25 protein-coding genes, 1 tRNA gene and 1 pseudogene are annotated in these 22,392 nt (G+C 54.3%); 16 read left to right on the forward strand and 11 right to left on the reverse strand.

All coding sequences use genetic code 11. From position 1 onward, the window contains the following. Together BUA65_RS13370 and BUA65_RS13375 are read right to left on the reverse strand one after the other, a co-directional pair. On the reverse strand, positions 1–257 hold a 257-nt coding region (locus tag BUA65_RS13370), incomplete at its 3' end, for a type II toxin-antitoxin system VapC family toxin (protein ID WP_242656337.1). A 1-nt stretch (position 258) separates the two neighbouring features. Next, positions 259–492: a hypothetical protein gene (locus tag BUA65_RS13375; RefSeq protein ID WP_072870397.1), complete on the reverse strand. Its 234-nt coding sequence runs from the start codon at positions 490–492 to the stop codon at positions 259–261. Between the two features lie 162 nt (positions 493–654). On the opposite strand from BUA65_RS13375, the gene BUA65_RS13380 reads away from it, so the two are divergent. The 4 genes from BUA65_RS13380 (at position 655) to BUA65_RS17715 (ending at position 4,774) form a co-directional block, all read left to right on the forward strand. Then, a complete protein-coding gene (locus BUA65_RS13380; RefSeq protein WP_131821512.1) occupies positions 655–1,236 on the forward strand; it encodes an REP-associated tyrosine transposase in 582 nt (193 codons plus the stop codon). Beyond that, on the forward strand, positions 1,206–1,604 hold the full coding sequence (locus BUA65_RS13385; protein WP_072870401.1) for a hypothetical protein: 399 nt from the start codon (positions 1,206–1,208) through the stop codon (positions 1,602–1,604). The genes BUA65_RS13380 and BUA65_RS13385 overlap by 31 nt, the downstream gene beginning before the upstream one ends. Before the next feature lie 380 nt (positions 1,605–1,984). Further along, positions 1,985–4,453: a CHASE4 domain-containing protein gene (locus BUA65_RS17710; protein WP_084062441.1), complete on the forward strand. Its 2,469-nt coding sequence runs from the start codon at positions 1,985–1,987 to the stop codon at positions 4,451–4,453. Between the two features lie 6 nt (positions 4,454–4,459). Next, positions 4,460–4,774: an HD-GYP domain-containing protein gene (locus tag BUA65_RS17715; protein ID WP_084062444.1), complete on the forward strand. Its 315-nt coding sequence runs from the start codon at positions 4,460–4,462 to the stop codon at positions 4,772–4,774. Positions 4,775–4,846: 72 nt separating this feature from the next. Here the strand turns inward: BUA65_RS17715 and BUA65_RS13420 are convergent, their stop codons facing one another. The 3 genes from BUA65_RS13420 to BUA65_RS13430 form a co-directional block, all read right to left on the reverse strand. Beyond that, positions 4,847–5,431 (reverse strand): biotin transporter BioY, encoded by a 585-nt coding sequence (locus BUA65_RS13420; RefSeq protein WP_072870402.1) that lies wholly within the window; start codon positions 5,429–5,431, stop codon positions 4,847–4,849. Between the two features lie 212 nt (positions 5,432–5,643). After that, the gene (locus BUA65_RS13425; protein ID WP_072870404.1) at positions 5,644–6,618 is read right to left on the reverse strand and encodes a biotin--[acetyl-CoA-carboxylase] ligase; all 975 of its coding nucleotides are present in this window, start codon (positions 6,616–6,618) and stop codon (positions 5,644–5,646) included. Positions 6,619–6,718: 100 nt separating this feature from the next. Further along, a complete protein-coding gene (locus BUA65_RS13430) occupies positions 6,719–7,051 on the reverse strand; it encodes an ArsR/SmtB family transcription factor (protein ID WP_072870406.1) in 333 nt (110 codons plus the stop codon). A 167-nt stretch (positions 7,052–7,218) separates the two neighbouring features. On the opposite strand from BUA65_RS13430, the gene BUA65_RS13435 reads away from it, so the two are divergent. From BUA65_RS13435 to lysS, 6 genes are all read left to right on the forward strand, one after another. Next, entirely contained in the window at positions 7,219–7,995 is a 777-nt protein-coding gene (locus BUA65_RS13435; RefSeq protein WP_072870407.1) for a type III pantothenate kinase, read from the forward strand. Further along, on the forward strand, positions 7,992–8,972 hold the full coding sequence (gene dusB / locus BUA65_RS13440; protein WP_072870409.1) for a tRNA dihydrouridine synthase DusB: 981 nt from the start codon (positions 7,992–7,994) through the stop codon (positions 8,970–8,972). Before BUA65_RS13435 ends, dusB begins: the two co-directional genes overlap by 4 nt. Before the next feature lie 268 nt (positions 8,973–9,240). After that, positions 9,241–9,765 carry a helix-turn-helix domain-containing protein gene (locus tag BUA65_RS13445; protein ID WP_114281504.1) on the forward strand — a complete coding sequence of 175 codons (525 nt, stop codon included), beginning with the start codon at positions 9,241–9,243 and terminating at the stop codon, positions 9,763–9,765. 31 nt (positions 9,766–9,796) lie between these two features. Then, positions 9,797–10,906 (forward strand): SDR family NAD(P)-dependent oxidoreductase, encoded by a 1,110-nt coding sequence (locus BUA65_RS13450; RefSeq protein WP_072870412.1) that lies wholly within the window; start codon positions 9,797–9,799, stop codon positions 10,904–10,906. Between the two features lie 160 nt (positions 10,907–11,066). Further along, positions 11,067–11,540, forward strand: a complete 474-nt coding sequence (gene greA, locus BUA65_RS13455) for a transcription elongation factor GreA (RefSeq protein ID WP_072870414.1) — start codon at positions 11,067–11,069, stop codon at positions 11,538–11,540. A gap of 23 nt (positions 11,541–11,563) precedes the next feature. Beyond that, positions 11,564–13,057: a lysine--tRNA ligase gene (gene lysS, locus BUA65_RS13460; RefSeq protein WP_072870416.1), complete on the forward strand. Its 1,494-nt coding sequence runs from the start codon at positions 11,564–11,566 to the stop codon at positions 13,055–13,057. Positions 13,058–13,164: 107 nt separating this feature from the next. Here the strand turns inward: lysS and BUA65_RS13465 are convergent, their stop codons facing one another. Then, positions 13,165–14,184, reverse strand: coding sequence for a chloride channel protein (locus BUA65_RS13465; RefSeq protein WP_072870417.1), 1,020 nt, complete (start codon positions 14,182–14,184; stop codon positions 13,165–13,167). Between the two features lie 199 nt (positions 14,185–14,383). Here BUA65_RS13465 and BUA65_RS13470 point away from each other — a divergent pair. The 4 genes from BUA65_RS13470 to BUA65_RS13490 all read left to right on the forward strand — a co-directional run bounded on the left by BUA65_RS13470 (position 14,384) and on the right by BUA65_RS13490 (position 17,044). Beyond that, positions 14,384–14,456: transfer RNA gene (locus BUA65_RS13470), tRNA-Asn, on the forward strand. Positions 14,457–14,899: 443 nt separating this feature from the next. Continuing rightward, positions 14,900–15,286: a DsrE family protein gene (locus tag BUA65_RS13475; protein ID WP_072870419.1), complete on the forward strand. Its 387-nt coding sequence runs from the start codon at positions 14,900–14,902 to the stop codon at positions 15,284–15,286. A gap of 99 nt (positions 15,287–15,385) precedes the next feature. Next, positions 15,386–16,147, forward strand: a complete 762-nt coding sequence (locus BUA65_RS13480) for a TatD family hydrolase (RefSeq protein WP_072870421.1) — start codon at positions 15,386–15,388, stop codon at positions 16,145–16,147. 474 nt (positions 16,148–16,621) lie between these two features. Continuing rightward, positions 16,622–17,044, forward strand: coding sequence for a YidH family protein (locus BUA65_RS13490; RefSeq protein ID WP_072870424.1), 423 nt, complete (start codon positions 16,622–16,624; stop codon positions 17,042–17,044). Positions 17,045–17,423: 379 nt separating this feature from the next. Here the strand turns inward: BUA65_RS13490 and BUA65_RS13495 are convergent, their stop codons facing one another. Next, positions 17,424–17,744 (reverse strand): transposase, encoded by a 321-nt coding sequence (locus BUA65_RS13495; protein ID WP_242656338.1) that lies wholly within the window; start codon positions 17,742–17,744, stop codon positions 17,424–17,426. 303 nt (positions 17,745–18,047) lie between these two features. Beyond that, positions 18,048–18,734 (reverse strand): annotated as a pseudogene (locus BUA65_RS13500) (transposase); the annotation flags it as partial. Here BUA65_RS13500 and BUA65_RS13505 point away from each other — a divergent pair. Together BUA65_RS13505 and BUA65_RS18355 are read left to right on the forward strand one after the other, a co-directional pair. Further along, positions 18,735–19,067, forward strand: coding sequence for a hypothetical protein (locus tag BUA65_RS13505; protein ID WP_131821514.1), 333 nt, complete (start codon positions 18,735–18,737; stop codon positions 19,065–19,067). 403 nt (positions 19,068–19,470) lie between these two features. After that, positions 19,471–19,644: a hypothetical protein gene (locus tag BUA65_RS18355; RefSeq protein ID WP_165613260.1), complete on the forward strand. Its 174-nt coding sequence runs from the start codon at positions 19,471–19,473 to the stop codon at positions 19,642–19,644. Between the two features lie 141 nt (positions 19,645–19,785). On the opposite strand, the gene BUA65_RS13515 is transcribed toward BUA65_RS18355, so the two are convergent. The 3 genes from BUA65_RS13515 to BUA65_RS13525 all read right to left on the reverse strand — a co-directional run bounded on the left by BUA65_RS13515 (position 19,786) and on the right by BUA65_RS13525 (position 22,216). Beyond that, entirely contained in the window at positions 19,786–20,715 is a 930-nt protein-coding gene (locus BUA65_RS13515) for a hypothetical protein (protein ID WP_131821515.1), read from the reverse strand. 64 nt (positions 20,716–20,779) lie between these two features. Further along, the gene (locus tag BUA65_RS13520) at positions 20,780–21,013 is read right to left on the reverse strand and encodes a hypothetical protein (RefSeq protein ID WP_131821516.1); all 234 of its coding nucleotides are present in this window, start codon (positions 21,011–21,013) and stop codon (positions 20,780–20,782) included. 138 nt (positions 21,014–21,151) lie between these two features. Further along, complete coding sequence (locus tag BUA65_RS13525) at positions 21,152–22,216, reverse strand: copper amine oxidase N-terminal domain-containing protein (protein ID WP_072870433.1); 1,065 nt, start codon at positions 22,214–22,216, stop codon at positions 21,152–21,154. Positions 22,217–22,392: the final 176 nt, after the last annotated feature.

Consider the following 22,392-nt stretch of genomic DNA (forward strand, 5'->3'; position numbering starts at 1 on the left):
GCCGACTCTTCGTCTTCCGGCGTTATGCGTAAAATATTTACAAGTTTACTTTTTCGCAGGCTCTGCCCATATGTAACCGCCACGCGGTGACCAAAATTATATCGCAGAATGGTCATCAATTCATCAAAAATAAAATTCGTCGTCACAAGAGAAAGCGGGGGGTTCTCCAGGAACTGGACCGCTTCACAATGATGGGGGTCGTCTGCGTAGGCGTGAGCGTAAAAAAAGCTGGTATCCACAAAAATCTGCCGCAACATATCACGTCCTGTAAAGAGCTTCATCTAAACTTTCGCTGATCAAGTTTTTGAGTAATGGCTCACGGGCGATCCCTGCTACTTCGAGAAGAGGTTCCTTTGCGTTTTGTCCGCTTTTATTTGCCTTGCTGGCAATGAGTTCCCGTAAAACGGCTGATATGGAGCGGCCCTGCCGGGAGGCCAGTTCACGCAGGAACTGGTACTGCCACTCTTCCACTACCACCTGCATGCGCCTCATACAAGCATCACCTTAAGCTTATAGTTATTACACACTTAATTATTACACATTACACATCTGTTGTCAAGTAAAGGAATTGACGGTGCCAGGCACCTAACTTATTAACTTATAGTTGAAGGGTTGGGGGGCCCCTGTTACAATGGGTGGCAGGGGGTGAATTTTTTGGGTAGGAGACCAAGAATCGAGTTTGAGGGCGCAATGTACCACGTAATCCAGCGGGGCAACAACAGGGAGTTTATATTTATTATGCCGGAGCACAAGGAGTATCTGCTTGAGCAGTTGCGGCACACCGTTAACGTGGACGGCCTGGAAATTTTCGCTTATGTAATAATGAACAATCATTTCCACCTGGCCGTCCGTACGAATAAAGAGCCCCTGAGCAAAGTAATGCACCGCTTGAATACCCGCTTCAGCCGGTATTACAACCGTGAGCGGGGTCGGACCGGCCACGTTTTTGAAAGCAGGTATAAGGCCGTCCCAATTGAAAACGAGCGGTATCTTCTGGCAGTTGTCAGGTACATACACCGTAATCCTGTCCGGGCTGGTTTATGCGCGGGAGTGGCTGATTATAAATGGAGCAGCGACGCTGATTATCGCGGAGAGGGTAGTGGATTTGTACATACAAAGCAGCTGCTGGACATCCTGGATGACGATCCGGGGAGGGCTTTTAAAAAGTATGTCTGGCCGGGTACCGGCAGTTTGAGAAGCACGTATTGGACTTCCGGTACATACTGTTTGACGTAAACCGTTATCAGGTAGAAGAACAATACCAGGCGGCCAATCTAGTTTCCAGCGTATTTGCGCTGGACCAGAAGATGAGCGCGGAAGAACTGGTCAGGCGGCTACGGAAGCTGGCCGGCGTGCTGAAGAACCTGGGCCGGGACGAATTCAGGCAGTTTGCTGCCTGGCTTTCCCACGTATTCAAAGCCAGGCTGCCCGAGCCGCTACGGGAAAAGGTTGACAGGATTGTAAGCGAAGTCAATCCGTGGGAGGTGGATGTGATGATTACGAACCTGGAAATAACCCTGCCCGGCCGGCATGCAATTTTAAGGGTTTTTTTAACGGAGGCATATTACCTGGTATTTACCTTCTCCCGTTGTTTTAAGCGGTAAGATTCGGTGTTCATGTTCAGGATGTAGGACTTAAAGGTGATCCGATCCACCAAGCGCCGCGGCCAGGATATTATCACCGAATATTTCCGCACTGACAGTATAACGGTTTTGGCAGGCTTTTATCCCCAAGGCTATGCTCAGATGGGTAACCCCGGTGCCGGGATACCGCTCATCACGATGTTTTTGCGACATTGGATGAATTCACCGGTGGCTAACTGCCAGACCAGCGCCTCCTTGATTTGACCGCCTTCTGATTACCCAGGCTCAATAAACCAAAGACGCCGGGGTGTATAACCCCCGCTGCACTGAAAGCTTACCGCTTTACCCTCAAGCGGTGACGAGAACACGGCTGCCGGCCAGGACTTGGGGGAGATACCGGGATGTCCTTAAAAACCAGGATAGTTCTCACTCTCTGTGCCGCCTTCGCCATTCTTGCCTTTGTTTTTTTCGCGGTTTCTCATGTGATCGCAAATAACATTGTAGCTGAGCTGGAAAGAGATAATCTTAAGCAGAATATTGAGCGTGCCCTGCAAGCCCTGGAGAGGGAAGTGGAGGAGTTGGATAAATATACAGAAGATTGGGCTGCATGGGATGATACGTATATATTTGTGAAAGAAAGAAACGAGGAATACATAAAAAAGAACCTGGTCGACAGCACCTTTGAGGTTCTTAAGATCAACTATATAGTGATTATAAATACCGGGGGAGAAATGGTGTACGCCAGGGGATACGATCTGGAGGAGGGAGAAGATATCCCCGTACCCCGGGAAATTGTTTTTCCGGCCTGCCAGAAAGCAGGCGGTCTTAAAGGGCTGGTGGCGACGCCGGAAGGGGCGGTGCTGGTGGCCGCCAGGCCCGTTTTAAAAAGCGATGACACCGGGCCCGCCCGGGGAACCATGATTTTCGGCCGTATCTTAAATGATAAGCATTTAAAAGAGCTCTCGGAGATTACCCGCCTGCCCCTCACCCTTCACCCGCCGGGGGCCGTGGACTTCCGCGACCTGCAGCCGGCAGGCTCTTTAGAGAACGGGGAACCCTGCTACGCCAGGATAATTTCCCCTGAGGAAAGCGCCGGCTTTACCGTCATTAAAGACCTGCAGGGGAAAACCGCCTTAATCCTCCAGGTTAATTCGGACAGGCGCGCTGCCAGGGTGTTCCAGTCCGCCAGAAAGGCCTTCAGCCTCTACCTGGCGCTGGCGGCGGTACTGTGCTGCAGCCTGGCCCTGTTTTGGTTGAACCGTGCCGTCGTATCCCGGCTGGCAAAGCTTACCGCTGCCGTAACCAGTACGGGCTACCAGTTTCCCCTTTCCTCCGGGTTCCCGGTTCTGGGGGGAAGGGATGAGCTTGCCTTTCTTTCCGCTGAAATCGGCAAAATGCTGGACAGGCTGGAGGAGTACCGGCGGGAGATAAGCGACAAGGAAAAGAAATACAGGGCGGTGGTGGAAAATGCCGCCGAAGCCGTCGTGGTAGTCCAGGATGGTGTGGTCAAATTTGCCAACCGGGCGGCTGCGGTCCATACAGGCTACACAGCGGAAGAGATTGTTTCCAGGCATTTCCTTGATTTCATTCACCCGGAAGACAGGGAGGCGGTATGGGAACATTACAGGGAATTGCTGGAGAATAAAGGCGTCTTATACGCATATCCGTTCAGGGTAATAGCCAGGGACGGGAGTATCAAGTGGGCGGAAACAAACTCCGTGGTGGTCGAGTGGGAGGGGCAGCCCGCCATCCTGCATTTTTTGACCGATATCACCCCGCGCAGGATTCTGGAAGAAGAGCTGCAGAGGTTGATGGCAGAAAAATCCCTGATTCTCGACAGCCTTACGGAGCTGGTTGTATTTATAGACCGGGACATGCAGATCATCTGGGCCAACCGCGCGGCCGGTCAATCCGTCGGCAGGAGCCCCGGGGACCTTTTTGGAGCGAAATGCCACGAAATATGGCACGGCAGGAGCGATCCCTGCCAGGGCTGCCCAGTGGTGCAGGCTATGGAGACCGGCCAGGTGTGCACAGGGGAGGTGGCTTCGCCGGACGGCCGCTTCTGGAGTATTACTGCCTCCCCCGTTAAGGACGAAAAGAGAAACGTCATAGGGGCCGTGGAAGCAACCCTGGATATCACCGAGCGCAGGAGCTACGAGGAACAGTTGAAATATTTGAGCCTGCACGACCCATTGACAGGCCTTTACAACCGGGCCTTTTTCCAGGAAGAGCTCAGGCGCTTATCTGTCAGCCGGGAATACCCGATAACCATCCTGGTGGCCGATCTGGACGGCCTGAAACTGGTCAACGATACCCTGGGTCACGCCAGGGGCGATGAAATGTTGAAGGCCTGCGCAGATGTTTTGAGAAATTCCCTGCGCTGTTCTGATATCCTGGCCCGCATAGGGGGCGATGAATTCGCCGCCCTTTTACCAGGAACAGATGAAAAAACCGGGGAAGATATTGTATACCGGATACACTCCCGGATCGATGACTACAACAAAGAACACCCCGAGTTGCCCCTGCACGTGTCTACAGGCTTTGCCACGTGCCGGAGCGGGGACGAATCCCTCGAAGACACCTTCAAGAAGGCCGACGACCTCATGTACCGCCATAAGCTTGTGTACAGGGCCAGCGCGCGAAACCAGATCGTGAGCGCCCTGCTGGCAGCCCTCAAAGAAAAGGATTACCTCACCGCGGGGCACGCCGAAAGGCTGAAAGAAATGTGCCTTAAAATGGGCGAGAAACTGGGGCTTTCTCCCCGGCAGATGGCAGACCTGGCCCTTTTGGCTCAGGTCCATGACCTGGGCAAAGTTGCCGTGCCGGACAGCATCTTATTCAAGAAAGGCCCGCTTACAGAGGAAGAATAGGAGGCCATGCGGCAGCACCCCGAAAAGGGCTACCGCATCGCCCTGTCCTCCCCCGACATCGCCGGGGTGGCGGATTTGATTCTCAAGCACCACGAAAGGTGGGACGGGAAGGGATACCCCCTGGGGCTGGGAGGAGAAGAGATACCGGTAGAATGCCGCATCCTGTCCATTGCCGATGCCTTTGACGCCATGACCGGCGAGCGGCCGTACATAAAGCCCAGGAGCAAAGAGGAGGCAATGGCAGAGCTTAAAAGGTGCGCGGGAAGCCAGTTCGACCCGCAGCTGGTTGATGTCTTTGTTTCCCTGTTTTCAGACGCATGAAGGACCGGCCATAACTTTTGTTTCCCTTGTTTTGCTGTTTTGCCTGGAAGCTGCGAGGCCCGGCGGGACGTTTTACCTCACGCGGCCGGTGCTTTCACCGGTTAGGCCGTGCAGCCGCCGGTAAACCAGCCGGGCCAGCACGGCGGCCAGTGCGGCCTTGAGCAGGTCAAAGCCGATGAAGGGCAGGAATCCTATCTTAATAATCTGCAGGGCGGAGAAGGTTTTGCCCATGTAGAAATTGAGTATTACGTAGAGGTAAGGCAGGCCGATGAGGTAGATCACCGCCAGGCCGGCGACCATGGCCAAAAGCAGGGGTATCACGCCCGGATCCTTTTGTTTGGGGGCCAGGGCTCCCGTAACCCAGGCGCCGCCGATAAAGCCCAGGAGGAAGCCAAAGGTGGGCTTCAGCACATAGGCCGGGCCGCCAAAGGGGGCTGTTTCGAAGACCGGCAGGCCGACCAGGCCCAGCAGTACGTAGATGAACATGCTCAAAGCCCCCAGCCGGGCGCCCAGAAGCCCACCGGCCAGCATAACCACAAAGGGCACCAGGCTAAAGGGTACATATGGCGTGATGAAGAAGCGGGACAACATGGCCGCCACGGCCGCCAGGGCGGCAAAGAGGGCGGCCAGAGCCATATCCCGGGGCGATAGTTTCATGGTATGATGCCTCCTTACATTATTTTGTACAATCACTTGCAAAACTGTTGAGTGCCGGGCAAATTTAACGAGACCGGGGGCGGGGGAGGGATGCCCGGAGCGAAATAGTTAACTTCAAGATGTTTGCTGGTTAACCAAAAAGTCACAACACTTCCTCTCAAGGAGCATCAAATGGAGCGTCTTTCATGACGACGATGACAGCCTCATTTGTTCTACCTGGCCCGCAGGCTCACCTCCCCGCTGACCACCCTTTTATATTCGCCGCCGGGCAGGCGCAGTACCAGCGAGCCGTCGGCATCCACATCCTCGGCCCACCCTTCCCAGCTTTCCTTCCAAGTGAACACCCTAACCGGCCGGTGCAGGGTAACGTTTAGCTCCTTCCAGCAGGCCAGCACCGGGGCAAACCCCTCTTTTTCCCAGAGCCTGTACCAGTATTCCAGCTCGGCCAGCAGGTTTTGCAACAAATGCACCCGGGAAACCCGCCGCCCCCTTTCTATCTGCACCGAGGTGGCGATTTCCCGCAGCTCCAGGGGGAACTCATGGCGGTCAATATTGACGTTGATGCCCATGCCGATGATTAAATAATTGACCCGCTCCATTTCGGCGGAGAGTTCGGTTAAAATGCCGCATATTTTTTTCTCCCCCACCAGCAGGTCGTTGGGCCACTTGATTCCCGCCTCAACTCCCGCGGCCCGGCGCAGTGCCCGGGCCACGGCCACGGCCGCCAGCATGGTGAGGGGAGGGGCGTCCATAGGGTTTACCGCGGGGTACAAGATCACGGAACACCAGATGCCCCGGCCGTGGGGGGAGAACCAGCCCCGGCCCATTCGTCCCCTACCCCCGGTTTGTTCCTCGGCTACCACCAGGGTGCCGTCGGGAACTCCCCGGGCGGCCAGTTCCCTGGCCGTGCGGTTGGTGGACTCCACCTGGTCGTAATGATAAACGTTGCGTCCCAGAAAGGCAGTTTGCAACCCCCGGGTTATTTCCGCGGGATAAAGACGGTCCGGGATGTTTACCAGGCGGTAGCCCGCATGGGGGACGGCTTCAATATCATAACCCGCGGCCCGTAAAGCCTGGATATGTTTCCATACCGCCGTGCGGGAAACTCCCAGGCTCTGGCAGATAGACTCCCCGGAGACAAAATCAGGGTAACCTTTTTTTAACAACTCCAGGACTCGTTCTTTCAACTAAAGACACCTCAAGGCAAAAACCGGCATTTTCCTTAATTTTAAGGCCATTAATGCCCATTTGTCAACCGGTGTTGCCCTTAGTGGTTGACCACAGGTTTTAACTCCTTTTTTTGCGCAGGCTCTTCAGCGTCGACATGGTATCCTCCACCTGTGACACCAGCACGCCGTCCAGAAGGTCAAGAATTTGAAATACTTCGGGGTACTTTACCCGGTAATTCACCCGCAGCCCTTCTTTGCGGGAATCAACAATGTCTAGCTTTTTCAGTACCGCTAGGTGCTGGGATACGTTGGACTGCTCCATATCCAGCTCTTCGATGATTTCGCAAACGCACCGTTCCCCCTGCCGCAGGCATTCCAAAATGCTCACCCGGGTGGGGTGGGCCAGGGCTTTTAATATATCCGCCTTCATGCGGGGAATGCGTTCATTCATTGCCTCTACCTCCAGAAATCTTGCTTAATTGTTATCTGATAATATCATAATTTTTGCTCCAGTGCCAGTGAAGGCCGGATCGATTCCAGGACCTCTTATACAATGTACATTTTGTTGCACCGCCTGTACCCCTTTGATAGAATTACTCTGAAAAGGAGTGGGATACGATGATCCTGGTATTTGACGTGGGGAATACAAATATTGTTCTGGGGGTATATAAAGGCCAGGAATTGCTGGAGCACTGGCGGCTGTCCACCAACCCCCACCGTACCGCCGATGAGTACGGTATGCTGCTCCGGGACCTTTTCCAGTATGCGGGCATTTCCCGCCGGGATGTCAAGGCCCTGGTGATATCCTCGGTGGTGCCGCCTTTGATGCTGGCCCTGGAACAAATGAGCGAGAAATATTTTGGCGTCAAACCCCTGGTGGTGGGGCCCGGAATCAAGACGGGCCTGGCCATTAAATATGAAAACCCCCGGGAGGTGGGTGCCGACCGCATTGTCAATGCGGTGGCGGGGTACGAACTTTACGGTGGGCCGTTGATCATTGTTGATTTTGGCACGGCCACCACCTTTGATGCCATATCGGCCAGGGGAGAATACCTGGGCGGTGCCATTGCTCCGGGTATCGGCATTTCCACCGAGGCCCTCTTCGCCCGGGCCGCCAAGCTGCCCCGGGTTGAGCTGGTCAGGCCGCCGGCGGTAATTGGCAAGAACACCGTCAGCAGCATGCAGGCGGGGATCATCTTTGGCTTTGTGGGTCAGGTGGATGAAATTGTGCGCCGGATGAAGGCCGAGCTGGGGGGAGACCCCACCGTGCTGGCCACCGGCGGCCTGGCCGAGCTTATTGCCCGGGAATCCCGCACCATCGACCGGGTGGATCCCCTGTTGACCCTGAAGGGCCTGCGTCTGATTTACGAACGCAATTTGTCGACGGTGAGATGACGGTGAAGTTATTGATCGGTGATGTCGAACTGGCCAATCCGGTAATTGCCGCCCCCATGGCCGGGGTTACCGACCGGGCCTACCGCATCCTGGCCCGGGAGGCCGGCTGCGGCCTGGTCTTCACGGAGATGATCAGCGACCAGGCTTTAATCTACGGCAATCCCCGTACCCGGATCATTCTCGAGCACGGGGGCGAGAAAGGCCCCCTGGCCGTGCAGATCTTCGGTTCCAACCCCGACTACATGGCCCGGGCGGCGGAAATTGTGGCCGGCGAGGGCGCCGATATCATAGACATCAATATGGGCTGCCCCACGCCGAAAATCGTTAAAAACGGCGAAGGGGCGGCCCTGATGAAGAACCCGGAACTGGCCGCCGAGATTGTGTCCCGGGTGGCGGCCCGGGTAAAGGTGCCGGTCACGGTCAAAATGCGCAAGGGTTGGGATGATGATCACGTTAACGCCGTTGAGCTGGCCCGCCTGGTGGAAGCGGCCGGGGCTGCGGCGGTAACCGTTCACGGGCGTACCCGGGCCCAGTTCTACAGCGGGCAGGCCGACTGGGACATTATCCGCCGGGTAAAGGAGGCGGTGGGCATCCCGGTGATTGGCAACGGGGATGTGCGCACGCCCCTGGATGCCAAGCGGATGCTGGAGGAGACGGGCTGTGACGGCGTGATGATTGGGCGGGCCTCCATGGGCAACCCCTGGATTTTTTCCCGCACGGTGCATTACCTGGCCACCGGTGAGCTCCTGCCCGAACCCACCTGGGAGGAAAAAATCCGCACCGCCCTGCGGCACCTCGATCTCCTGGTAGCGCTAAAGGGGGAGTACATCGGGGTGCTGGAAATGCGCAAGCACGCGGCCTGGTACCTCAAGGGGCTGCGGGGCGCCGCCCGGCTGCGGGAGAAAATAAATCAGGCCGGTTCGGTAGAGGAAATGAGGGATATTTTAACGGGAAACCTTAATGGAGAATACTTGTAAATATTCAGTGAACCCGGTTGGATGCGGCCCAGCACTCACCAAAATATGACTCTGCTTCCGGTGTTTCAGGTTTAATTGACACATCAGGTTTTGGGAAGAGCTAGTATCCCAGTGAGTGCTGGGTCCCCGCTCACTCCAGCCGTTTTTTGTGTATAAATGTTTTAGTTTTATGCCTTGCCTTTTCTGGTAAGCCCTGCTACAATAATGTACACAAAAGTGTGCACATTTTTTATCCCCTTCCGGGTTATAATGGATGGTGTGGTTTTCCGTGGATCTCATCCGCATTGGCGAAAAGATCATCAGCCGGCGCCGCATCGACCAGTGCATTTCCAGGATACTTGAGCTGCGGGCTCAAGGCTTGTCCCAGGCGGAAGTGGCCGGCCGCTTGGGTGTGGACCGTACACTGGTGAGCCGCCTGGAGAGCCTGGGCGAGGTCCGCAAGGGCAAGCGGATTGCCGTGGTTGGCTTCCCCATCAAAAACAAGGAAGAGCTCCAATCCGCCCTGGATAAAGAAGGGGTGGATTTTGTGCTTCTCATGACTGAAGCCGAACGGTGGGATTTTGTGCGGAGCAAAAGCGGTCTTGAGCTGGTTAATACCCTGATGGAATTAATAGCCGGGGCCCACGCCTATGATCAGGTAGTGGTCATCGGGTCCAGCAAAAGAATTAAAATTATTGAGGCGGTGCTGGATAAGCCCGTCCTCGGCTACGAAATTGGTGAATCACCCATACAGGAAGACAAGTATGTCAATCCGGACGAAATTGTGGAACTAATCCGGGTAGTCAGGCTTTAATTCCGCCGGAAAACAGTTAGAGGTGAGCCCTGTGGAAAAATTTGCTTTTATCATTCACCCCCTCGATGTTCGGGATGTGGCCAGGAAGTTTCCCTTCACACGCTACCTGCCTGAGCGTTTGGTGGAAAGCGCCTTCCGGCTGGTGCCTCCCCTGAAGGTGTCCCGTATTACCGGTGTGAAAACACCTTACGGGGAAGCGGAAGGCTGGTTTGTGGCCTGCCCCCTTACCGCTAGGCAGATGTTGGAGTTGCCGGAGGATTTTGTGCTGGAGCGGATCATTCAGGCGGGGCGGGTGGCCGAGAAACTTGGAGCCGGCATTGTCGGCCTGGGGGCCTTTACCTCCGTGGTGGGGGATGCGGGTATTACCGTGGCCAAAAATCTGAATATAGCCGTGACCACGGGTAATAGCTATACTGTGGCCACGGCCATTGAGGGGACAAAGGAAGCGGCCCGCCTGATGGGGCACGATTTGCGCCGGGCACACATTGTGGTGCTGGGAGCCACCGGTTCCATCGGCAAGGTTTGTGCCCTCATGCTGGCCCGGGAGGCCACCAAAATGACCCTGGTGGCCCGGGATAAATCCAGGCTGGAGCAGGTGGCGGCGAAAATTCTTTATGAAACCGGCCTGGCGGTGACCATCACCTCTGACGTGAAGAAGGCCCTGCGGACGGCCCAGGTGGTAATTGCCGTCACCAGCGCGGTGGACACCCTGATCGGGCCGGAAGACCTTTTGCCGGGGGCCGTGGTGTGCGACGTTTCCCGCCCCCGCAATGTGAGCCGCCAGGTGGCCGAACAGAGGGATGACGTGCTGGTGATCGAAGGCGGCGTGGTGGAGGTGCCCGGTGAAGTTAATTTTAACTTTAACTTTGGTTTTCCGCCCGGCACGGCCTACGCCTGCATGTCCGAAACCATGATTTTAGCCCTGGAAAAAAGGTATGAGAATTTTTCCCTGGGGCGTGACATAACCATTAAACAAGTGGAGGAAATCAGTGCTCTGGCCAAAAAACACGGCTTCAAGCTGGCCGGTTTGCGCAGCTTTGAGCGGGCCATTGATCCCCGCGAAATCGAGCGCATCCGTGCTCGGGCCGAAAGCCGCCTTGACGCACCGGGGGAGCAGCAGTTGGTAGGGGTAGCCCCTTGACAAAGGGAAAAACCCTCCTTATAATGGGTTGCAAGGTTGATGGTGACCGTGAGCACTGCAATGGTTTTTGTCATTGCAGTGCTTTCAGTGTCGTTGGGGGAGTAAGGTTCCGCTGGCAGGGCTTGGCTCGGGTAGAGAAATGCAAAGGAGACGATAGAACATGAAGGAAAAGGAAGTAATTTTAACCCTTGAGGGCTTAAAGAAGCTCGAAAAGGAACTGGAAGAGCTGAAAACCGTCCGTCGCCGCGAAGTAGCCGCCCGCATAAAGCAAGCCATTGAATTTGGAGATATTAGTGAAAACTCGGAATACGAGGATGCCAAAAACGAACAAGCCTTTATTGAAGGCCGTATTTTAACGCTGGAGCAAATGCTGCGCAACGCCAGGGTTATTGACGACGAGCGCACGGGAACGGATGAAGTAGGCCTCGGTTCCACCGTCCGCCTCAAGGACCTGGAGTTTGGCGACGAAGTTGAATATACCATTGTTGGCTCCGTGGAGGCCGATCCCGGAGCTCATAAAATTTCTAACGAGTCTCCTGTCGGCAGGGCCATTCTGGGCCAGCGCAAGGGGAGCGTGGTTGAAGTTTCCGTGCCGGCAGGACTGCTTAAATACCAGATTGTGGATATACGTTAACCAGGATTCGCCGGAGGAATGTCATGTCGGAAAAGGAAAATACAGAAGTCAAGCCGGAAGATTTACATGAATTGCTGCGCGTGCGCCTGGAAAAACTGGAGGAACTCAAGGCACAGGGGATCGAGCCCTATGGCGGGCGCTACCCGCGCACCCACCTTGCCGCCTGGATTACCGGGCATTACGAGGAGTGCGAGGGGCAAAAGGTATGTATTGCCGGCCGCTTAATGGCCCGGCGCGGCCACGGCAAAGCCAGTTTCGGCAACCTCAGGGACGGTTCGGGGCAGATTCAGGTCTACCTGCGGCTAAACGATGTGGGTGCTGAAACTTATAATTTATTCCAGCGGCTCGATATTGGGGATATCATCGGCGTGCGGGGCAAGGTTTTTAAAACCCGCACCGGTGAAATCACGGTGGCTGTGGAGGAACTGACCCTGCTGGCCAAGTCCCTGCGCCCCCTGCCGGAAAAGTGGCACGGCTTGAGAGACGTGGACCTGCGTTACCGCCAGCGTTACCTGGACCTGATCGTCAATCCTGAGGTAAAGAACACCTTTGTCATCCGCAGCCGGGTGATCCACGCCATCCGCAAATTTCTGGAGAGGCGGGGTTTCCTGGAAGTAGAAACGCCCATGATGCACCCCATCGCCGGCGGTGCGGCGGCTAGGCCCTTTGTCACCCATCACAACGCCCTGGACATGAAGCTTTACCTGCGCATAGCCCCCGAGCTTTATCTGAAGCGCCTGCTGGTGGGCGGGTTTGAAAAGATTTACGAAATCAACCGTAATTTTCGTAACGAAGGCATCTCCACCAAGCACAACCCGGAGTTCACCATGCTGGAGCTGTACCAGGCCTATGCCGACTACCACGACATGATGGATCTGACCGAAGAGATGATTTCCACGGTGGCTCTGGAGGTGCTGGGCACCACTACCATTAACTACCAGGGGGTCGAGATAAACCTGGCGCCGCCATGGAAAAGGCGGACCATGCTGGAGGCGGTCAAAGAACATACCGGGCTGGACTTTAACCAGTACCGGGACGACGGAGAGAAAGCCCGGCAGGTGGCCCGGGGGCTGGGGGTGGAGGTGGAGGAAAAGGACAGCTGGGGCACTGTTCTGAACAAGGTGTTCGAGGAAAAAGTGGAGCCGGAGCTGATCCAGCCCGTTTTTATCATGGACTACCCCATTGAGATTTCACCCCTGGCCAAGCGGAAGGCGGACGATCCGGCCCTGACGTACCGTTTTGAGCTGTTCATTTACGCCCGGGAGATGGCCAATGCCTTTTCCGAACTCAACGACCCCATCGATCAAAAGGCCCGCTTCCTCAAGCAGGTGGAGAAGCGCCGAGCGGGGGACGAGGAAGCCCACATGATGGACGAGGATTACATTACCGCCCTGGAATACGGCATGCCTCCCGCGGGCGGTCTAGGTATCGGCATTGACCGGCTGGTGATGCTGCTGACCGATTCCCCGTCCATCCGGGATGTGATCCTCTTCCCGTTAATGCGGCCGAAGGAGTAAGTGGGTGGGAGAGCGCTCTTTGCCGGCGCTCTTTTCTTTTGCTTCTTCAGAGAGAATGGCCCGTCGGCCGCCTTTTCTTCTTCCTCCAGAGCCTTTTATCGGTCATACTACATGTTCACTTCCGTAGCACTGCTGTTGTGATCGGTTAGCTTCCCCGAGAGAAGAGTTCTGCTCTTGCCGGCCTGTACAGTACTGGCCGCTCGTTCGATGTCTTTGTTGTAGGCGCGGATGATATCTTTGCGCGTAACCATACCTACAGGGCGATTGTTTTCGTCCACCACCGGCAGGTGATTAATCCCGTAACGGGCCAGCTTGCAGGCTGCATCCTGCAAGGAATTCCCTGGATTCAGGGTTACCGGATGCCGCACTGCTACTTCGCTCAACCTGGTTTTGACCTTGCCTTCACCGAGGAACTGGATGATATCATCGATGGTGATTATGCCTATTAAAACTCCGTTTTTTGCAGTTACCGGGAAGCCGCCGTAAGGTTTGTGCTTTGTGACCACATAGGCCTCACGGACGGTCATATCGCTGGGAAGGCTTTCTACAGGAGTGGTCATGGCCTCACGCACGTACAGGTTTCTTAAAATATCGGGTCGCCGTGCGTTAATCACGTCCAGGCCGCGCTGGATGAGCCTGGCCGTGTACAGGGTTTCGGTGCTCAGCACTCGGGAGATATAAGCAGATACCACGCAGGTAATGGCCAGTGGAATGATAAGCTGGAAGTTCCTGGTCATTTCTGACATCATTACCATTGCTGTCAGGGGTGCCTGTGCGAAGCCACTGAAAACTCCAGCCATGCCCACGAGAGCAAAGGTGGCTGACGGAGAAATGGATTCCGGCACCAGGTAATGAATGGCAATGCCATATGTACCGCCCAGCATAGCACCAACAAACAGTCCGGCCCTGTAGCCGGCGCCGGTAGACCATGCCCCCATGGTCAAGGCAACATTGAAAAGTTTTAAAACCAGCAGCAGAACCATCAACCACGGTTCCGTCAATTCACCGTTAAGCACCATGTTAATGCCCTGGGTGCCCCGACCGAAAGATAAGGGAACGGCATAGAAAATAATTCCCATAACCAGGCCTGCCAATACCGGGATAATCAGCTGTATTTTTCCTTTCAAGCGATCTCGTATATCTACCCTTACGGTAGATAACTGGCAAGATGCGGGTGTTTGGATTTATCCCTGGCCAAGGAGTCATCCTCTCTTTTCATTCCCGTCAATCGTGTGCTTAAGTGATATATTTCTCATATACAAAAGGTGGAAAGGGTCTTGACGGAGCCGGCTGATGGTAATAATACATTACTCAGTGCTGGACCTTTCCCCGATAGCTTAACGGTAGAGCATCCGGCTGTTAACCGGTTTGCAGGTTCGAATTCTTGCTCGGGGAGCCATGGGAAATAAAGCATGCCTGGACAATACCGGGTATGCTTTTTTTGTGCGCCCGCACGCACGGGCGATGACCAGGTTGTGAGAATATATCACGGGGCGGGTTCAAGGACCGGCTACAAGTGAATGTCTGGAGGGAAAAGCTGGTTAAGAGCTTGAAGGAAGCCGGGTTGAGTAAAAATGAAAATGCACAGGTTTGATGTTTTTTATATTACACGTCATATATATAACACATAAGATAAAATGATTGGACAAGCAACCTTTTCTATGTTACATTACAGTCATGGATTAGTACGGTAGGTGTGGCTGATCGCTTAAACCAGCGGCACGAAGTGTAGCGTTAAAATAGCAACTTACTAAAACGTCTAAAAAAAAGATGATAGTAAGGTACAACAACCATGAGGTGAAGTACCTGCTTTGAGTTCACCAGAAAGATGGGGGTGTTGAGGTGAAAAAGATTAAAGTCCTTTTCCATGTTAATGAATCTGACAGATGGCAAAGGGCACTCGTCAACATCACCAACTTTTTGAATGATGTTGGGCAAGGAAATGCTGACATCGAAGTAGTGGCCAACGGTGAGGCGGTTTCTGTTTTCAGGACCAGGTGCCTGCTGACCGGGGTTGGCGGTGAGTGCTGCGGAACAGCTAGCGGATCGCTGGTTGACCAGATGAAGAACTTGTCGGAGATAGGAGTAAGCTTTGTAGCGTGTCGAAACGCCCTCAAAGCTCAGTCTATCGACGAAGAGAACCTCCCTAACTTTGTGACAGTTGTGCCAGCTGGCATAACAGAAATTGCCAGAAAGCAAACTGAAGGGTATGCTTACATCAAGCCCTGACCATGTGTCTGCGTGAAGGGGAAGTGAGTAACTTCCCCTTCAATACACGGCAACAAAAAGAAGGGACCCGGTCCAGCACAATAGGGGGGTGAAATCGTTATGGAAGGAATTGTAGATTCTCATACACATGTTTCGTTGCTTCCGTACGAAGGGCTGGAAAACATGGCCCTGGCCGGGGTGAAGAAGATTATCGGCTGTTCTATATTTTTCGGGGCCAAACATGCGGAAACACTCTTCGATCATTTCCACCAAATGTTAACCCTTTCGGTGAAAAATGCTGCCCAAAATGGCATCAGGCTTTTCGTCGCTGTCGGCATTCACCCCATGGGGACACCGGTAGACTGGCCCAGGGTGATCGACGCCCTTCCAGATTATCTGAAGATGAGTGATGTCATTGGCTTAGGAGAAATCGGCCTGCATGAGGGGAGTCAACGTGAACAGAACGTCCTCAGGGAGCAATTGAAAGTGGCCAAGGAATACGGGGTGCCGGTAATCATTCATACCCCGCCACGGGATAGGATGGAAATAACCAATAAGACGATTGAAATTGCCGCTGCCGTCGGGATGGAACCCGGAAAAGTAATCATCGACCACGCTGATTTGGACATTATTGACCTAATCGAGGACTTTGGGGCCATTCCCGGGCTCACTATTCGCCAAGAAGGGCTTACTCCCCATCTATTGCTGAACCACCTGGAACGTTTCCAGCGGGGAGTGCTGAACAGCGATTACAGTAACCTCAAACCTAACGATCCCCTGAGCGTTCCAAAGGCTGTGCGGTATCTGGAGCTGAACGGGGCTCCTCCGGAAATCATTGCGCGGATTGCAAGGTACAATGCTGAAGAAGTGTTCGGGATTTAGAAAACCGGGGGTATGGGCTAATTCGCAGGGGAGGGGAGGAGAGTGTGTGTACCAAAAATGACCAGCCGTTTAAAAGGCAGATGTTGAAAAATGTTGCCTGAAAAAAGCCGTCCCTTGCTAGCTTTCGGGACGGTTTGCCCCAATCATCTTTCTACTGGCATTCTTTTACTGACAAAAAAGTTTTAACACTTACCATCTTTTAATACAGGTGAAGGGATTTAATTCCCTGGAGCACTTTTTTCAGTGGAAGATAATGCACCTGGGGGAATATTGGTTTTTTGTCTTTGTCTTGATGATGGGGTCTACCTTGACAGGTATTGACCTTGAACGCAATAAGGATATCCTGGGCAGTAACCGGTGCCTTCTGCAGAAAACCGGTGTTAAAGACTCGGGCCAGTGTGCGGGATAGAAAATTTGCCTGCATTCGTTGTGCCGGCAAATATACCAGGGAATGGTTACAAAGGGGAGCTAGAGTTGAACGGAAAAGGCAGGGAAAAAGAAGAGCAAGAAAGCGACCGTATCGGCGACCGGCAACACATCCAGGAACACCTAGCCAACGAGCGCACCTTCCTGTCCTGGATCCGTACAGCCGTGGCCATTCTGGCTTTTGGTTTTGTCGTTGAAAAATTTTCGTTCTATTTACGAGTGCTTGAATGGCAGGCGGGCATGGTATCTGCGCCGTCGAAGGGATCGGTTGCCTACCTGGGGATAGGTTCTAGTATCATGGCCGGGCTGGTGGTCATCTTGGCTGCCGTCCGTTACCGGCAGACGCGCTACCAGATTAACCAGGGTACGTACCGGCACTCGCTTACTGCCGACATTTTGCTGGCTGCCATGCTACTTCTAGTTACGATACTGGTAATCATTTTCCTCCTGCGGTCACCGGTCCCTTTTTAAACGAACTGTTTTGGTTTTCATCCCGAAAGACCTTCTATGTCAATAGGTTTGTCAAAAGAGCTATTTGCGTTAAACATTTTTGCCCCCTGGGAGGCTAACGCCCATACCAGACATGGACGTTTTCCAAGCCATAGGACAGGGAGATTAACCTAATATTGGGATAAATGGCTTATATATCCTTTACCACCCCTGTCAAAGGGCATACTTATCCTAACACCCCTTGGGGCGCCCTTTTTGGCAGTATAACTTCTCCGATTGGTCCTTGTCAGGCTGCCTTGACCAGGCTCCTCAAATTTATTCCTTGTTTTTGTCGTAGCCGACCCACGGCCATCGCCAGCATCACCATCAGGGCCAGTGCACAACGCACATATTGCGGATGTCAATCAACAAGAAGCGGCTGTATACATAGGTGGAACGGCATCCGCTCCCGAGCTGGATCAAACCCACAAAGTTCCCGCAACTGGGCATTCCGTTTCAGTTCCCGCCGCAGGCTCTCAACAGACGTGTGCTGAAATACGACCCTGACCAGGATTGAGTTCCAGACCGCCCGTACCGGGTAATCATTGCGCCCGTGCCCACGTTCTCGCTCCAGCTTTTGCATCAGTTCCTCGTCGGGTAGATACTCGAAAACCAGTAACATGCGTTCCAAATCACCTAGTTCGTCAATTTCCCGCCACCCAAAAAGTCGCTTATTTCTCATTCTTCTTCGCCGTTCCTTCGTTTTTCTTCTTTGGGGTCAATTTTGCCAAAATGCCGTCTGCCCATGCCTGCAGCTCGCATAAAACCTAGATCGTGCCGGGGTAAATTATTTTTGCAACTGCCCTAAAACGACCTACTCATCTTTATTTCAGAACATCGCAATTGGCTCCAAAAAATTTTAGGCAGTACAAATGTTCGTGGTCTTTAAAAAGGACGGGCTTCACCATTCCGCCCGGCAAAGGCCAGATTAAAATCCAGCCATCGCCGGCGGCTAAAGAAAACATTGAAAATCGAATATCTAACATTATGCTACCCGACTAAGATGCCTAGCGCGGGCTGTGAGAAATGTGGCTTCGTCGTAGCAAGTACGGTTTTTCCACATGGCAAAGATTATTCGTACCCAGATATTTGCCAATGCCCGCAAAGCCTCATGGTGGGTTTTACCCTGGCTTCTCTTGGTGTCGTAATATTCCTCTGCCCAGGAAACCTGCCTGATGCTCTGGAAGGCGAACAGGTGCATAGCTCGTCGGAAAGGTTTTACGCAGGATCTGCGCTGCCTGGTAAAGCGATACTTGCCGCTTTGAAAGAGAACCGGCGAGGTACCCGCTAAAGCCTGGACCACGGTCGCCTTTTCGTAGCGTTCCCGGTCGTCCCCCCACTCCGCCAGCAGTCTTGGCGCAAGCCGCCCGGCCGCCCCTGGCAGGCTAGCGAAGATTCTGCTGTCGGAGTGCTGCTGAAAAAGGCGGTTGATCTCCTCGTCGTAAGCAGCGATTTGCTCCTGTACTACCTCCAGCTGTCTCACCAGGGCGAGCATTAAGCGGCACTTTGCCCGCACGGTGGGAGCGCTGGCCTGAAGCTGCGGCTCTTGCGCCTCCTGCCAGATGGAGATGGCCGTTTGATTGGGCCGGGGATGTTTATACTTTTTCAGAAAAGCGGCTATCTCCGGAACGGTAGCTTCTTTTACCAGTTCCGGGGTGGGATAGCGCTTGTAATGTTAAGGAAGCGCTGCATCGCCGTGTTTACGGTATCCGCCCGTTTCACCTCATTCATCGGCTTCTTCAAGTATGCGGAGACTTACGGGCTCAACAGCCACCAGGCGGCGGCTTTTGTTGTGGCCCGCCGTGCTTTAGGCTTCGCCGAAAAACTGCCCAGGGAGTTTTTGGAGTTGCTGTCGCCAAAGGAAGGACGGCAGCGCTCAAAAGCTTCCTGGGGTAAACTTTTCGGCAAGTTCAAGGCGGCAAAAGCAAAACTCTCCCGCTACTACTCTACGTCAGCCTTTACTTCTTCTACCTGGCTGGAGTACATCTTCGCGGGAGGGGGCTGAGGTTTTTCTCTTGAAGCCTGCTGTTCTTCCCTGCCGGGGTGCCCGGGGCTCCGGCAACACCGGGAGGTGGGGTAAGGGGACGGCGGGCAGGCGGGGTCACACCCCCACCCGGTATGCGCCTCCGAGGATGACCGCGGGGACGGAGTACGGGAGGTGAAAGTCTCCCGGAAACGCCGGGGAGCCACCCGGCAGCCATGGGCCTGAAGCCGGGGAGATGAGGGCCTCCCCTTAAAAGGGGTGCCGGGCCGGCCAGACGGTGACGGAGGTAGCCGTCGGCATCAGGATTTAAATCCCGGTGCCTGCACAATGAGTACCTGGGCAAGGCTATGCAAAGTCAAAATTTGCTTAGCTTTGTTTAGGGAAAATTGACCTCAGGCAATTGTCACCGCCTTATGTTCTGCCCATGCATTACAAGACCGCTTATATCGATTTCCCCATAGCGCCGGTTACTGATTTTCTGAAGATGTTTTCCGGCTACGGTGAACAGGAAGAACTGGTGGTGGACAGAAGTAATTTACCCAGCCAGACCACGGTGGTAAAACTAAATTTGTGGAAAACCGCCCCTGAAGACCTGTAGCCCCGTGCTGTGGATGGAGCGGGGCATCGCCCGATAGGGCGATAATTATACCCAAATACGGCTGCTATTGTACGTGACAATGAAAATGCGCAGCAAGAAAGCCCGTTCTCCTTTGGCCAGTAAGGAGGACGGGCTTTCCCATCAGTGCTCCTCCTCTTCGCGAAGATCGCCCCGGAAGTAGACCAGATCCGCTTCCGCGGCCCAGATGTCTCCGTCCACGGCCAGCACAATGTCCTCGGACGGCCGGAGGCGCACCATCTTCTCCCGCCTCTCCACTATCCACAGCACTTCGTCCGCCAGGTACCACTCTCCGGGAGCACCCAGGTCTCCCCGGTGAAAACGTTCGTGCTCGTAGTACTTTGCACCCGGGCGCAGCTTTACCTCCCGCGCAGTGCGGTAATTTTCCGGGGTAACCGGCACGGTGGCGGCGGCCCTTAGCCAGCCGGCTCTTTCCCGCCCGGTTTCGTAAACGTTAACCTGCGCCCAGTACCACTGTTCCCCGGCCGCCTCTTTTACCGCCAGCACCCTCACCACCGCCCCCGGAGATAAAGTATGGTACGGGGGCGCGGCAGCTTCGGGCCGGCTGTACAACGGAGCAGCCATGGCAACCAGCCGTCGGGGCGCTTTCCCGGGATCAGCAGGGAGAACGTCCGGGTTCACCACGTGAATGTAAGCGTAAGTACCCACCCCGCTGTTGACGCGAAACTTCGGGTCGGCGGCGAGAAAATAATAGTTTCCCGCCGGCAGATCAGGGGGAATTTTTACCCGGGCGTGATTATCTTTCAGCCGGCCGTAGTTTTTCACCAGGCCGATCCCCGGGCAGGACAAACCCAGCGCCAGTTCCGCCTTGATTTCGTGCAGGCGGTCGCTTTTCAAAGCGACGGAAACCTTGTCACCCGGCTTGACCACTAGGGGCGAAGCAACGAGGTAAATGCCTTTCGGACTGACTTCCTTAGGACCGGGCACGCCTGCATCCTGCTGCCCGCCGCCGGCTCGACACCCACTCAAGAACGCCAGGCAAAGGATCGCCGCCAGCAGCCACTGGTTTAACGAGTTTTGCCTTCTCCTCATGAAATCGCCCGTCCTCACAAGTAATAAAAAAATTGTATACCAAAGCACCAAAGGCGCGCTCAGTTTATGTCCCCAAAAAAATGACCAGAGCAAGCCAGAAAGTAAAAGCAAATAACACGCAAAGAAAAATCCACGCCAATTTAACTACCCCCAGCCTGACGGCAACTGCCGCACCAACCGGCAACAGGGGCAGCAACCAGGCGTAATATCTAAACCTGGGGGTCATCCCGAGATACCAGGCAAGAGGAGTATAGAGAAAAGCGGCGGCAATTACCCACAGCGCTCGCCTTTTAAGCATGCCAATCACCGCGAACACGAAGGAGGCAATTACAGTGTGCCAGCCGATAAACAATCCGGCCGACCAATCACAATCTGCACCGGAGCCAGGGCTAAGCTCGGGCACAACTGGCTTAAGATCGCTCCCGTCACCGGACTGCTATTTAAATTTTACGGTATAGATCAGCTTGAGGTCCCGGGTGCTGTTGGTAACAATGTTGTAGGCCGGCTCACCTCTTGTGTCTATCTCAACCAATAGGGAGGGTCCCTGGATGGCAGCGCTTTTCAGGGCGGCCCCGTAGGGAAAATCTTCCTTCAAAAGGTCCTCATTTGCGACCGGTTCTTGAGCCGGCAGCGCCCGCCAGGAAATCCTTTCAATTAGCGGGTGATCAGGTTTGAGCTCGCCCTCGCTGCTTTTTGGACAACGCACGCCGTAGATGCGGACGGTTAAACCGGTACACCGGCGGTCAACGACAGTAAAAGGCCTTTTATGCCCTCCGGCCAGCACCTGCTCCGGGGCAACGGCCAGCTCCAAGGCAACCGCTTCGTCTTTTAAGCTTACGCCTTTAAAAACGTGCTCCCAGGCTCCGCTCGCCCCGAAAGCGACGGAGCGCGTAAGGTATAACTCTTCCCGAGATAATTTTTTGTTTTTCACATCGTAGCGCAAAAGGTAGGGGAAGCTGTAATCGCCGCAATCACCGCCTCCTTTGGCGACGAAGACAAGTTCGTCATCCCCGGCTTCTTTGAGTCGCGCGCTTTCCAGAAAACCAACGATCAAATCTTTTTCGCCCGTCTCTGCGTCGCAAAGGAAGTAACTGTAATCCATATTCCAGACGTGCTCCAGTAAAAAACGGTGCTCGCCCACCCGCCAGAGCTTTTTCACTTCTCCTTTCACGTCCGGCGCGGGCTTGAACTCGTCTCCGGCCCGGGCAAGGGACCCGGCCAACTGCCCAAGCCAATCGCCGGCAACCACTTTTACGGTCCGGCTTCCGGCATCCCAGGCTACCTTCGCCCCCAGGGCTTCGGCAACATCCCTGACCGGCGCCACGGCACGCCCGTCAATTAGCTGGGGCGGGACGTCCGGGCTGATTTCCTTACCGTCTACCACGAGCCTGACGGCCTTTTCGGCAAAGGCCGTTCCCGCAACCAGGAAAATTATTGCGGTTATCGCCAGCAGTAAGAAGATAAATAACTTAAACCCGGGCTTAGCTCTAGACAACATCATCCGTCTTCCCTCTTTCATTTAAACTATTTAATGTTTTTAATATTTCAACGCTTGACTTATTAATTATGACGGTAAACAATGAAAAAAGGTTCCCGCAATGTAAAAATTTTTTCGGAAGTCAACCACGCAAAAGCCACCAAGAATAAATTTTCGAGGATTGCTTGCGCAATTCCATG

Source organism: Desulfofundulus thermosubterraneus DSM 16057 (genome assembly GCF_900142025.1).
Classification (GTDB): Bacteria; Bacillota; Desulfotomaculia; order Desulfotomaculales; family Desulfovirgulaceae; genus Desulfofundulus; species Desulfofundulus thermosubterraneus.